Annotated in this window: 13 protein-coding genes; 6 read left to right on the forward strand and 7 right to left on the reverse strand. The window is 35.9% G+C overall.

The genetic code is table 11. The features are described 5' to 3' along the window. The first annotated feature begins 49 nt into the window (after positions 1-49). Together QWY87_RS16785 and QWY87_RS16790 are read left to right on the forward strand one after the other, a co-directional pair. Positions 50-2,371 (forward strand): TonB-dependent receptor, encoded by a 2,322-nt coding sequence (locus QWY87_RS16785; RefSeq protein WP_290293394.1) that lies wholly within the window; start codon positions 50-52, stop codon positions 2,369-2,371. Positions 2,372-2,449: 78 nt separating this feature from the next. Further along, positions 2,450-2,833: a hypothetical protein gene (locus tag QWY87_RS16790; protein WP_290293397.1), complete on the forward strand. Its 384-nt coding sequence runs from the start codon at positions 2,450-2,452 to the stop codon at positions 2,831-2,833. A gap of 29 nt (positions 2,834-2,862) precedes the next feature. Here the strand turns inward: QWY87_RS16790 and QWY87_RS16795 are convergent, their stop codons facing one another. From QWY87_RS16795 to udk, 3 genes are read right to left on the reverse strand one after another with little or no spacing between them, the layout of a single operon-like run. Then, positions 2,863-3,336 (reverse strand): hypothetical protein, encoded by a 474-nt coding sequence (locus tag QWY87_RS16795; protein WP_290293399.1) that lies wholly within the window; start codon positions 3,334-3,336, stop codon positions 2,863-2,865. 43 nt (positions 3,337-3,379) lie between these two features. Continuing rightward, positions 3,380-3,700, reverse strand: a complete 321-nt coding sequence (locus QWY87_RS16800; RefSeq protein ID WP_290293400.1) for an FtsB family cell division protein — start codon at positions 3,698-3,700, stop codon at positions 3,380-3,382. Then, the gene (gene udk, locus QWY87_RS16805; protein WP_290293402.1) at positions 3,697-4,308 is read right to left on the reverse strand and encodes a uridine kinase; all 612 of its coding nucleotides are present in this window, start codon (positions 4,306-4,308) and stop codon (positions 3,697-3,699) included. The genes QWY87_RS16800 and udk overlap by 4 nt, the downstream gene beginning before the upstream one ends. A gap of 120 nt (positions 4,309-4,428) precedes the next feature. On the opposite strand from udk, the gene QWY87_RS16810 reads away from it, so the two are divergent. From QWY87_RS16810 to QWY87_RS16825, 4 genes are all read left to right on the forward strand, one after another. Beyond that, entirely contained in the window at positions 4,429-6,261 is a 1,833-nt protein-coding gene (locus QWY87_RS16810) for a SulP family inorganic anion transporter (protein WP_290293405.1), read from the forward strand. A 144-nt stretch (positions 6,262-6,405) separates the two neighbouring features. Beyond that, positions 6,406-7,014: a WG repeat-containing protein gene (locus QWY87_RS16815; RefSeq protein ID WP_290293408.1), complete on the forward strand. Its 609-nt coding sequence runs from the start codon at positions 6,406-6,408 to the stop codon at positions 7,012-7,014. Positions 7,015-7,057: 43 nt separating this feature from the next. Beyond that, positions 7,058-7,657, forward strand: a complete 600-nt coding sequence (locus tag QWY87_RS16820; RefSeq protein WP_290293411.1) for a CDP-alcohol phosphatidyltransferase family protein — start codon at positions 7,058-7,060, stop codon at positions 7,655-7,657. A 2-nt stretch (positions 7,658-7,659) separates the two neighbouring features. Further along, positions 7,660-8,874 (forward strand): metallophosphoesterase, encoded by a 1,215-nt coding sequence (locus QWY87_RS16825; RefSeq protein ID WP_290293414.1) that lies wholly within the window; start codon positions 7,660-7,662, stop codon positions 8,872-8,874. On the opposite strand, the gene QWY87_RS16830 is transcribed toward QWY87_RS16825, so the two are convergent. From QWY87_RS16830 to QWY87_RS16845, 4 genes are read right to left on the reverse strand one after another with little or no spacing between them, the layout of a single operon-like run. Then, positions 8,864-9,664, reverse strand: a complete 801-nt coding sequence (locus QWY87_RS16830; RefSeq protein WP_290293416.1) for a patatin-like phospholipase family protein — start codon at positions 9,662-9,664, stop codon at positions 8,864-8,866. The genes QWY87_RS16825 and QWY87_RS16830 overlap by 11 nt on opposite strands. A 10-nt stretch (positions 9,665-9,674) precedes the next feature. Beyond that, the gene (locus QWY87_RS16835; protein ID WP_290293418.1) at positions 9,675-10,673 is read right to left on the reverse strand and encodes an MlaD family protein; all 999 of its coding nucleotides are present in this window, start codon (positions 10,671-10,673) and stop codon (positions 9,675-9,677) included. Between the two features lie 7 nt (positions 10,674-10,680). Continuing rightward, positions 10,681-11,421, reverse strand: a complete 741-nt coding sequence (locus QWY87_RS16840; RefSeq protein WP_290293421.1) for an ABC transporter ATP-binding protein — start codon at positions 11,419-11,421, stop codon at positions 10,681-10,683. A 5-nt stretch (positions 11,422-11,426) separates the two neighbouring features. Beyond that, positions 11,427-12,206, reverse strand: a complete 780-nt coding sequence (locus tag QWY87_RS16845) for an MlaE family ABC transporter permease (protein ID WP_290293423.1) — start codon at positions 12,204-12,206, stop codon at positions 11,427-11,429. Positions 12,207-12,327 lie beyond the last annotated feature (121 nt).

The following is a 12,327-nucleotide window of genomic DNA, read 5'->3' on the forward strand; positions in this document are numbered from 1 at the left end:
TTATTAGTTTTGTATTCCAAAATATAAAGTTAAGTTGATTTATAACAATATGCAATTTCGATCATTATTTTTATTCTGCAGCTTACTTTTCACCCTTACAATTACTGCCCAGGATGCTATCATATCTGGACGTATCAGCAGTGATGATTCCTATTTACCATTTGCCGCCATACATATTAAAAATTCGAGCAAAGGCAGTACGGCTGACGAAAACGGGCAATACACGATCAATAATTTGGCCCCAGGTTCCTATACTTTAATTGCATCATTTCTTGGTTTCATATCAGAAAAGAAGCAGGTTGATATCAAAAAAGGTGAAATTATTATGGTAAACTTCAAACTCACCGCCAATGCTACTTTGGATGAAATCGTTGTTACCGGAACCATGAAGGAGACCTATGTCTCTGCCTCCCCAATTAAAATAGATGTGGTTACCTCTAAACAATTAGACACCTACCTCCCATCGGCTGCAAGTTCTGTTATCGAAAGTGCCCAATTGGTCAATGGTGTTCAAGAAGTAGTTGCATGTGGCGTTTGTTATACTAACAGTATTAGCGTTAATGGTTTACCTGGGTCCTATACAGCCATTTTAATGGATGGTACGCCCATTTATGGAAGTCTTGCCTCGGTTTACGGTCTCAATGGAATTCCTAATATGATAATAGACCGATTTGAAGTTATTAAAGGCCCAAGCAGCACTTTATATGGCTCAGAAGCAGTAGCTGGTGTCATTAATATTATCACGAAAAATCCTGAAAATCAACCCATAATATCCGCAGATCTCATGACCAGCACCCATGAAGAAGTATTCGGTAATTTTGCCTTTGCTCCTGCTATTGGTAAATCAAATAGCTATATCGGTGTTAATTTTGGCTACGCCAATCATTATGCTGACAACAACCTAGATGGTTTTGGCGATGGCGTAAATTCAGATCATATCTCCTTATTCTCAAAATTTAATATTTATAGACCCAGCGATAAGAAATTTACTATCGCAGCAAAATACTATTATGAAGACAGAAGAAATGGCGTTGAATCTTTTGTTAAAGACCGGGCTTATAAAACTTTAAGAGGAAGTGATGAAATTTATGGAGAAAGTATATACACTAATAGAATGGAACTTTTCGGAACCTATGCTTTGGATACCAAAGCCAACTTAAAAATTGACTATTCTTTTTCTAATCATGATCAAGACAGCTATTATGGAGCTGATTTCTATGAAGCATCCCAGCAAATTGCCTTTGGTAATTTTATCTGGAGTTTTGCACATAAAAACCATGATGTTTTGCTTGGGTCAACACTGCGTTATGATGCCTATGATGACAATACACTTGCCACTGAAGAAGAGATTGACGAAGAGCTCGTGAACAAACCAAATAATCAATTTGTGCCAGGCATCTTTGTTCAGGACGAATATTACTTTTCTGAAAAATTTACCCTTTTAGGAGGTATTCGACTTGATCATCATCAAGAGCATGGTTTCATTTATTCACCACGCCTGAATGCGAAATATAAAACGTCAGATTGGACAACCTTTAGATTTAATTTTGGTACGGGCTTTAAAGTAGTAAACTTATTCACAGAGGATCACGCTTTTGTAACCGGACAAAGAGAAGTTATCATTGCAGAAGATTTGGAACCAGAAAGCTCTTATAATTTTTCAATAAATTACAATCATATTTATACTGGTTTAGGAGGTAGCGGTTCAATAGATCTGGAGGGGTTTTTCACACATTTTACTAATAAAATAATTCCTGATTACGACAACGCTGGTCTTATCATATACGAAAACTCGAATGGCTATGCCCGATCAATGGGCCTCGGCATGAACATAAATCACAAGTTTAGTTTCCCTTTATCTATGAATATTGGTTTAAACTTATTAGAATCTACTGAAACTGATACGGATGAAAACGAGATTCAAATCACTTCTGATATTCTTTTTGCTCCCAAATGGAGCGGCGTTCTTGCAGCTAATTATCAGTTTGTAAAATCCAGAATTACCCTGGCATATTCTGCTCAATTCACAGGGCCAATGGCCTTGCCTGAAGTTTATGATCTGGATGAATTTGGAGTGCCCCTAAATGAGCCCAGACCCACAACCAGCATCCCTTTTTCATTACACCAAATTCAAGTTACCAAACTGATCAAGAACAATTACAACCTCTATTTCGGCATCAACAACCTCTTCAATTATATCCAGACTGAATCTCCATTAGTTGGCTATGACGATCCTAACTACGCAACAGGTTTTAGCCCATACTTTGACACAGCCTATGCCTATGCTCCTAACCACGGAATTGAATTTTATCTAGGTTTTAAGTGGGATTTGTTGAGAAAAACCGATCCAATTTTGATTTCTGAAAAGTAAAATTAAAAAAATAGGCTAAGCTTCTGAATTTTTAACTTTTTTCGGTATTTTTAGTATCCTAATCAAATAAGATCCATTATGAAAAAATACAACCGATTATTGAGCTTTTTAGTTTTTGTATTATTAAGTGTCAATTCACTGGCCCAGAAAGAAGAAGTCTCTAAGGACCTGCTTTTGAGCACACTTAATAGTGTTGCCCATCTTAAACTCGATGCCGGGCAGGAGACCCAGTTGATGGATTACAACAAAGGCTTTGTGGATAAGGTTTATTCAATTCTTGATGGTGATCAGGAAGATAAAGACAAGAAAAAAGCACTCAAAGACCTAAACTCCGTCCGAGTAAAAGACTTGCGTGGTATGATAGGAAAACACAAAACAAACAAATATTTAAAATTAATGGAGGATGAGTTAAAACCTTTGGCAAAAAGAGATCATCGTCTCAAGGAAATCGCCAAAAGCTGATTTGAACAACTCAAGTAGAGGCGGCAGAATTATCCGGGAATCTGCAATAATTTACTTAACAATTTCAATACTATTGAAATTAAATCTGAGCTTTGATCGAGCAAAATCCATTGGTTTAATGAAGTTTCTGATGCAGTCCATAAATCTGAATCATCTTGGCAAAGAGACAAAATGACACTGGGATGCTGCTCAAATATGATCTCTTCAAATTTTTTCAATTCGCGCTTTTTGACTTTTGTATTTGCTATAATCAATACGATATCCACATCGTTTTCAATGCTTTGCTTGGCTAACTGAGCTAAGTCACTATGGAGCGGTGCTATATCTACATTACAACCCAAATCGGCAAATGTGTTGCCCAAGGCTACACTGTTATTAAGGACTTCGGTATGCTCCCCGCCGATTAGAATTCGAGGCCGCCTTCCTTCATTTGTAGCGAATAGATCGCTTAAAATCTTGGCTTTTTTTTGCAGCAAATAATGCTCCGTATTTTCAGATTCCAATATTTTTCTTCTAGGTGAAATTAATTATGAACTGCAGAAGGCATCAATCTTCCTCAATGGTATCGTATTCAATGATAAAAATATCCTCATTATCTCTTTTCATTTTATACTCCTCTCGGGCATATCTCTCCAAAGAATCAGGATCATTTAAATTGTCGATGATTTTCTGATCAGCATCAATCTGCTTTTTATAATATTCGTTGGCATTTTCCAGCTTGTCTATTTCCTCGTCTAACTCCCGTTGGTTCAAAAACGAATTTTCGTCAAAAAAGCCCATCCAAACAATAAACAGCACCAGCACAATAACATATTTATTACTTAAAAATCGAAAGACCTTATTTTCTCTTAATTGCTTTAAATTCATCTTTCTAAACTTTCATTAATGACAGTTCTTACAATATCAATGGCAACAGTGTTATAGGTATCGTTAGGTATGATTAAATCAGCATAACTTTTAGTTGGTTCTATAAACTCCTCATGCATGGGTTTCAATGTAGATTGATACCTTTCCAAGACCTCATTGATGTCTCTTCCCCTTTCTTGAATGTCTCTTTTCAATCTTCGAATTAATCTTTCATCAGAATCAGCATGCACAAAAACCTTGATATCCATTAAATCTCTTAACTCCTTCTTAGTTAATATCAATATACCTTCTACAATCACTACTTTTTTTGGATGCGTAATTAATGTATCCTGAACACGGTTATGGGTTACAAAAGAATAAATAGGTTGCTCGATCACATTGCCTTTTTTCAATTCCTTAATGTGTTCAATCAAAAGGTCAAAGTCAATAGCATTAGGGTGATCAAAATTAATATTACATCTTTCTTTATAACTTAAATGATCATTTTTACTATAATAAGAGTCCTGAGAAATCACTGTTACTTCTGCATCAGGAAGCTCATTCAAAATTTGTTTTACAACAGTAGTTTTTCCGCTTCCAGTTCCTCCGGCAATACCTAGAATTAACATTTTCCTGTGAATTAAATGACACTTTACAGCTTCATGTATGAAAACCCAAAACTATAAAAAAAGCATTGAACTTAGTAGAAAATTAATTATTTTCACATAATTAGAAAATCAAAACCAGTTATGAAGACATTATTTACGAATTTAAAAGGAGATGCTTTTGGAGGAATCACGGCGGGTATTGTTGCCTTACCACTAGCACTTGCTTTCGGTGTTTCGTCAGGTCTAGGACCGAGCGCTGGTTTGTACGGCGCCATATTTCTTGGTTTTTTTGCTGCTTTATTGGGCGGCACTTCAACGCAGATATCAGGTCCAACTGCACCGATGACTGCAGTAAGTATGATCTTGATAGCAGGGATTTTACAATCACATGATGGAAATATCGACAAAGCCTTGCCCATTATTCTTTCGGTATTTATCATCGCAGGTCTATTTCAAGTGCTTATCGGGGCTATAGGTCTCGGGAAATATATCAAATACATACCTTATCCTGTGGTATCGGGTTTTATGACGGCTATTGGTTTGATTATCATCATCACTAATATATTGCCCATTTTAGGCTATTATGTAGAAAATGATCAGGCTAGAATCCAACAATTTAAACCTCAGGCCGAAGAATTGATCATCGAGAACATCTTAAAAGAAGAGGCTGAAGAAGGCCTTCTTGTGCTTGAAGATTTTAGAGAGACCATCATTAGAGCAGAAAGAATAACAGAAGAAGAAATAATGAACGAGGCCAAAATCTTGGCGAATAAAGAGAATTCTGGTGTAGTAGGAGCCATTAAAAGTTTACCCAGAGCCTTGCGTTCAATCAATTATATGGAATTAATTCTGGCCCTTGTCACAATCATTATCATCTATGGGTTCAAGAAAATAACAACAAAAATCCCTTCAACTCTGGTTGCCTTGCTCTTAGTATCCGGTGTGGCTATTGTGGGGGGGCTTGATTACAGGCCCATTGAAAAAATACCCAGTGGTTTTCCGATGATCAATTTCGACATCTTTACCAAATTTGAAGTTGGGTCTTTATCTCCTTATATTTTTACGGCGATAACTTTGGCTTTTCTTGGCGCAATAGATTCTTTATTAACTTCTGTGGTGGCTGATAACATGACCAAAACCAGTCATAAACCCAATCGAGAATTAATTGGACAAGGAATCGGTAATAGTATTGCTGGTTTATTTGGTGGACTTCCTGGCGCAGGTGCTACGATTAGAACAGTAGTCAATATCAATGCCGGTGGGAAAACAAAATTATCTGGTATGATTGCAGGTCTTTTCCTTTTGGTTATTCTCCTTGCAATAGGACCTCTCGCTTCAAAAATACCGGCAGCAGTTTTAGCAGGTATTCTGATGACTGTAGGTATTGGAGTTATGGATTATAAAGGACTTAAAGCAGTACCTTCTATGCCTTCTGCCGAGGTTCTTGTCATGATTGTGGTATTGCTTCTCTCTACTTTCTGGAATCTTGTTTATGCTGTAGGAGTGGGGCTTATTATTGCTTCTTTGGTATTTATGAAGAAAATGGGAGATTCTACTGAAGATAAATCTGATGTTAAAACACTTAAAGCAGAGACATCATGGAAGGACGAATCAAATTTTACAGAAGAGATGAAGGAAAAGGTTTTTATCAAACACATAAAAGGCCCTATTTTCTTTGGATCCACAAGTTTTGTACAAGTTCTTGCCAAACAAATTCCAGCAAGCGCTACCCATGTCATCATTAGGATGGATAGGGTGCCCTATATTGATCAAACTGGCTTATTTGTCCTCGAGGATGTAATGCTTGAACTTGAAAAAAATGACATACATATTTTGTTGGTAGATGTTCAAAAACAACCGCTCTATTTGATGAAATCTATTGACATTATTCCTGATTTGGTTTCGGATGATAGAATTTTTGATTCCTTCGAAGAATGCACCAAATGGATTTCAAAAAACATATTATTGACTTAAATTTAAAAAGCTGTATTCAACCCAAAGGATTCAGCTTTTATTTTACATTATTTTTCTTTTCAAAAATAAATATCATGATTTTTATCATTGTATTTAGACAATTTAGAGGTTACCTTTAATAGGTTTAACCTATACAACTTTATCATGAAAACAGCTATCTCTCTCGCGTTCGCTTTTATTATGTGTATCTCCATGAACGCTCAATTAATACAGGATTTAGATCACATTGAAAATTTTAATGAAGGTCTCGCTGCCATAAAAAAAGGGGATCAATGGGCCTTCATGGATCAGGATGGGGAAATTGTAATTGATTTCCGTAATGATTTAGCTTCTTTCAATGATGAAAGTGATCAAATAACGCCTCCCATTTTTCATAATGACAGAGCGTTAATAATGAAAACAACTGACAACGTTAAACTCTATGGATATATTGACAAGTCAGGTAATGAAATAATTAAGTGTGAATTTGTAAATGCTACCCCTTTTTCGAATGGATTCGCGATTGTAATGATTTATTATAAAGAAGTCGTAGGAAAGAATAAAGTACTTGGAAAAGACGTGGTTAGTTATCTAACAGAGGAATACGTTATAGACATAAATGGAAAGGCATTAACACCAAAATTGAATAAAAGAATTTTTGCACCTCAAAAAATGAATTCTGGAGAACGACCAAATTTAGGTATCAAGTTTATTGGAGATCGAGTTATTGCGGTGGAGAAAGAAAATCATAAATGGGATGTTTATTCATTTTAGCATTATTCTTCAATCATCCTAGATTAAAAATCTCTAATGGTATATGATCAGTTTCAAGAATTTCAATATTGCTGATTGGTTTTCATTTTATCGCATATTCGCGGTTCCATTTTTATTGCTCATTATCTGGTTCGGAAACAGAGAATTTTTCTCTTGGATGTTACTACTAAGTTATAGTACCGACATGGTTGATGGATTCCTTGCCCGTAAATTGAAAATTACAAGTTCCAGAGGGTCGCAACTTGATTCAATCGGCGATCAACTCACCTTACTAGTTGGATTTATTGGCCTGCTTAAGTTTGAGAATGAATTTATTATTGATAATTACCAATGGATTCTGATTCCGTTTACACTGTATTGTTTTCAGATGATAATTGCCTTCAAAAAATATGGTAAAGCTACGGCCTTCCATACATATTTGGCTAAGTTGTCCGCAGTAATACAGGCAGTTTTCATACTATGGCTACTGTTCTTTAGTCCGGTATATTGGCTATTTTACACTATGATAATTATCGGAATCATTGAGACCGTTGAAGAAATTTTATTGATTTTTCTCTATCCAAAATGGGTTGCAGGAGTCAAAGGATATTATTGGGCCAGAAAAGACCAAAGAAGAACTGACATTTATCAAAAAGAAACTTAGGAATGAGATCATTTTCCAATTTTGCGATATTCTTACTTTGCCTTGCCATTCTGGTAATTGATATGCTGGCCTTTTATTGGCTGCAATCAATTACCCAACTTTTAGAAATGCCTAAACTAAGACTTAGCATCCATATTGCTTTCTGGTTCTTTACTATTGGTCTTATTACAGCCATTGCAATACTTAAGGTGCGATTAGACAGAATTCATCCTCAAAGAAAACACTTACTCATTACTTCCTTATACGGTCTTACTGTGTCTTCTTTCATTCCAAAGATCATATTCATTATTATCATCTCTACACTGTATTTTTCAAACTATGTGTTTTCAGAAAAGGAATCCTTATTCGTCATTCCTGTGATTGGTTTACTAGCCGGTTTTTTGCCTTTTTTTGTAATCATTTATGCGATTTTTAAGGCCTTATACAGATTTAAAATGCACCATTTACATATAAAAATGGAAAGCCTTCCTACCAACTTTGACAAACTCAGAATAATTCATATTTCAGATTTGCATTTGGGTAGTTTTAACTTCAGGTATCACATTCTTGACCGGGCTGTAACCTTAATCAATCACCACAAACCAGATTTTATTTTTTTTACGGGTGATTTGGTGAACAATTTTGCCTGGGAGTTAAAAGGATGGGCCGAAGTAATGGGGAAAATGAAGGCTAAGCAAGGGAAGTTTGCAGTGTTGGGAAATCACGACTATGGAGATTATAGCTCCTGGGAAACACCTGATCTGAAAAAAAGCAATTTTGAATCGATCAAATACTTCTATAAAAAAATTGGTTTTATTTTGCTTCTTAACGAGGCCGCTATCATCAGAAAAGATCAAAGTGAATTAGCGATTATAGGTGTTGAGAATTGGGGAAATCCCCCTTTTAAGAAATATGGTGACCTCAAGAAATCAATGGAAAATGTGAATAACATCCCAAGTAAAATATTATTATCACATGATCCGACGCATTGGGCTGAAGAGGTAGTTAATCAAACAGATATTGCATTGACTCTATCCGGACATACTCATGGCATGCAAGCCGGTGTAAATCTAAAAAATAAACAATGGAGCCCAATCAAATATAAATATAAACATTGGGCTGGTTTGCATAAAGAAGGTAGTCAGTATCTCAACGTAAACAGAGGCCTGGGCTGGCTTGGCTTTCCCGGAAGGCTTGGTATGCGCCCCGAAATAACTTGTATAGATGTTAGCTCATAGTATTATGCTGAAACTTTTCCAATTGATCATTCTTCCCTATGACATCAATGGCGCTGTCATAACCTATTTGGAAAATCTCTTCAATTCTTCCGATATCAAATAAGCCAAAATCCACTAATCTGGATGGATTAATTAAAAGACCACAATGCTGAAATTTTTCTCTCGATCTTTTGGAATAATTAATTCTGATGGCTCTTTCTAACACATTTACTGAATGCTTTAATCCATTGGGTGATATTCTGTTCAAAGGACTGGCATAAACTCCTATTAATGTTTCGCAACTATCTAATAAAGGCTCTATGGGGAAATTATCCAGAATCCCTCCATCGGCATAGAGAACCTCATTAATTTTTACGGGAGAAAATAATCCCGGAAACGCAGATGATGCCAATAAAGGCTCAATTAATTTTCCTGCATTAAACACTTTTATAAGTCCATCACACAAATCAACCGTTGTCACAAATAGTTTTTTTTGGAGGCCATTAAAATCATTATGTGGAAAATACTTCTTAAAATCAGCATAAAACTTGTCGGTATCGATAAAACCTGGTTTTGAAAACGCAAACTTATTGATATGAAACAAAGGAATGATTTTAAAAAACTCCAGCATCTGATCAGGAGAATAACCCTGACAATAAAGCGCTCCAACTACCGAACCGGCAGATGACCCTGAAACCACTTGAGGCTCAATACCATTTTCCAATAATGCCTTGATGACACCAATATGAGCCACTCCTCTTATACCGCCTCCTGACAGAACCAATCCTAATTTTTCCTTTCTAAAACTCATTATCAATACACTATTTCTGTTGCTTCTGAAGCCTTTTTTCTTCTTTAAGCCTTGCCTTTTCCTGCTTTTTGAAATACCCTTTAAAAAAGGTATTATGACGCAGTGCTTCGAGGTTTTCATTTAATAGAACACTCCCTTCTTTAATATTTTTTACCGTCTCATCTATATTTTGAACTAAAACCGTATCCGTAACCAAATAATTAAAAGCACCTTCTCCTTCCTTAACAGTCTCAATGACTTCATTAAGGTTGGTTATAGCCAGCAAGATACTTTCACTTGATTTTTCAAGATTCCCCATTACAGATCTAAATTGCTGGGCTGCAATAGAATCCTTTAACAAAACATTCAAAAGATTGTCTTCATTGTTAACTGATTTGACCACTACTTTTAACTCATCTATCACTTGAGAGGCATCTTGACTGGCAATTTTTAGATTCCCAATGGTTTCCTTTAAATCTGAACCCATGGCTTCATCATTGACCAATAACCCTAAAGTGCCTTTCCCTTCATTGATGCTCCGGGTTATCTTTAATAATTCTCTAGACAGTTCCGCTACATTATCATTGGTAGTACCCAGCGTTGACATCATATCTGCAGTAGATCTCTTTTTAACAGACATAATCGTATCACCTTCCTTCAGAATTTCACCCCTGCCATCCCCTGGAAAAACATTTACTACCATGCTCCCAACCAATCCATCTGACCCAATAATTGCAAAGGCATTTTCGCGCATATGTTTCCGAATTTCTTCTTCTATTATCATATCTACGCAAATCGTTGAATCATCCACCATCATAATTTCCTTAACTGTTCCTACATTAATGCCCGCATAACGCACATTATTACCAAGTTTTAGTCCATTAACATTATTGAATACCGCGGTAATTTTAAAAGTATTGCCAAATAAATTCTGCTTGTCTCCAATTAAGTACAATGCAGTAATCAGTAAAATAGTCGTAATTATCACGAAGGTTCCTAATTTTATTTTTTGGGTGTGGGTAACTTTCATATCCTAATCATTTAAAAAATGCCTGTATTTTATCATCTTTGGAATTCGATAATTCACTAAAACTACCTTCCACGTAATTTACCCCATCAATTAGCAATATCATCCTGTCTGCAATAACTCTTGAACAATCCACATCATGCGTGATGATAAGTGCCGAAGAACCATACTTCATTTGAATGTCTCGCATCAATTGAATAATTTCCTTAGCAGTTATTGGGTCCAATCCCGTAGTTGGTTCGTCATAAATAATAATCTTTGGATGAAGAATGATAGCTCGGGCCAGGGCAATTCTTCTTTTCATTCCTCCAGAAAGCTCATTGGGCATTAGGTCTATAGCATCCAGCAGACCCACCGATTCAAGCGCCTCTTGAACCAAAACGTCCTTTTCCTTCTGGGGCATGTTCTGCTTTCTTAATGGAAACTCGAGATTTTCCTGAACGGTCATTGAATCATAAAGGGCACTTCCTTGAAAAAGAAATCCAATCTTCTTTCTTAACTGATCAAATTCAGCATGCTCCAATTCCAGCACATTTTTATCCATTATCTCAATGCTGCCAGAATCGGGTTGCATAAGTCCCATTAAACATTTGATCATCACAGATTTTCCAGAACCAGATTTACCCATAATAACCAGATTTTCACCTTCCTCTAAAAACATATCAAAACCTTTGAGCACAATATTATCTCCAAAGCGTTTTTTAAGCCCTTTTATGCTCAGCATTATTTTTTTTTGTTCAACCCCAGCCATCCTTTTCAATTATAAAATATATCCGTAACAAAAACCGCAATAAAATCTATTACAAAGAGTAACATTGAAGTAAATACAACCGCTGAATTTGATGCTTCACCTACTCCAACTGTACCTCGTTTACAATTATATCCTTTAAAACAACCTACCAATCCAATGGCAAAACCAAAGAAAATTGATTTAACAATTGCCGGATTGATATCAGAATATTCTAAGGCATCAAAAACTGAATTAAAAAACAGTAAAAAAGAAACATCACCTTTTAAATATTCTATCAGAGCCGATCCTAATAATGCAATGGCATCCCCATAAATAATCAATAAAGGAATCATTAATGTTGCTGCCATGATTCTTGTAACTACCAGGTATTTGAAAGGGTTTGTCCCTGACACTTCCATCGCATCTATCTGCTCAGTAACCCGCATCGAACCCAATTCAGCACCTATTCCAGAGCTAATTCTACCCGCGCAAATTAGCGCTATGATTACCGGGCCTATTTCCCTGACAATTGAAATACCTACCATAGATGGCATCCATGATCCCGCACCAAATTCCAATAAGGTTGGGCGTGTTTGTAAAGTCATAACCAACCCTAATATAAAGCCCGTAACGCCAACTAGCATGAGTGATTTATTACCCATTTGGTAACATTGCCTCATTAGTTCCTTTAATTCAAAAGGTCTTGTAAATACCTCTTTAAAAAACCGCCCGGCAAAATAAGAAAGTTCACCGACTTCAATTAAAAAAGATTTGACACTATTCGGTATGTGCAAAATATGATTCATAATTGCAGCTTGGTCATTCTCTCAAAGTTAACAAAGCGTATTGTGAATTAAGATGATTTAAATCATTTTAATTCGAGTATAAAGAACTTTATACTGTCATTGAAATATTCTTAATATGCAT

The sequence above is a fragment of the Lutimonas halocynthiae genome, from assembly GCF_030409835.1.
GTDB classification, from domain to species: Bacteria; Bacteroidota; Bacteroidia; order Flavobacteriales; family Flavobacteriaceae; genus Lutimonas; species Lutimonas halocynthiae.

Excerpts from the sequence above, each read along its gene's own strand:
- QWY87_RS16785 (WP_290293394.1), top strand. The coding sequence starts at position 50 with ATGCAATTTCGATCATTATTTTTATTCTGCAGCTTACTTTTCACCCTT.
- QWY87_RS16800 (WP_290293400.1), bottom strand. The coding sequence starts at position 3,700 with ATGAATTTAAAGCAATTAAGAGAAAATAAGGTCTTTCGATTTTTAAGT.
- QWY87_RS16815 (WP_290293408.1), top strand. The coding sequence starts at position 6,406 with ATGAAAACAGCTATCTCTCTCGCGTTCGCTTTTATTATGTGTATCTCC.
- QWY87_RS16825 (WP_290293414.1), top strand. The coding sequence starts at position 7,660 with ATGAGATCATTTTCCAATTTTGCGATATTCTTACTTTGCCTTGCCATT.
- QWY87_RS16820 (WP_290293411.1), top strand. The coding sequence starts at position 7,058 with ATGATCAGTTTCAAGAATTTCAATATTGCTGATTGGTTTTCATTTTAT.
- QWY87_RS16830 (WP_290293416.1), bottom strand. The coding sequence starts at position 9,664 with ATGAGTTTTAGAAAGGAAAAATTAGGATTGGTTCTGTCAGGAGGCGGT.
- QWY87_RS16790 (WP_290293397.1), top strand. The coding sequence starts at position 2,450 with ATGAAAAAATACAACCGATTATTGAGCTTTTTAGTTTTTGTATTATTA.
- QWY87_RS16840 (WP_290293421.1), bottom strand. The coding sequence starts at position 11,421 with ATGGCTGGGGTTGAACAAAAAAAAATAATGCTGAGCATAAAAGGGCTT.
- QWY87_RS16835 (WP_290293418.1), bottom strand. The coding sequence starts at position 10,673 with ATGAAAGTTACCCACACCCAAAAAATAAAATTAGGAACCTTCGTGATA.
- QWY87_RS16845 (WP_290293423.1), bottom strand. The coding sequence starts at position 12,206 with ATGAATCATATTTTGCACATACCGAATAGTGTCAAATCTTTTTTAATT.
- QWY87_RS16810 (WP_290293405.1), top strand. The coding sequence starts at position 4,429 with ATGAAGACATTATTTACGAATTTAAAAGGAGATGCTTTTGGAGGAATC.
- udk (WP_290293402.1), bottom strand. The coding sequence starts at position 4,308 with ATGTTAATTCTAGGTATTGCCGGAGGAACTGGAAGCGGAAAAACTACT.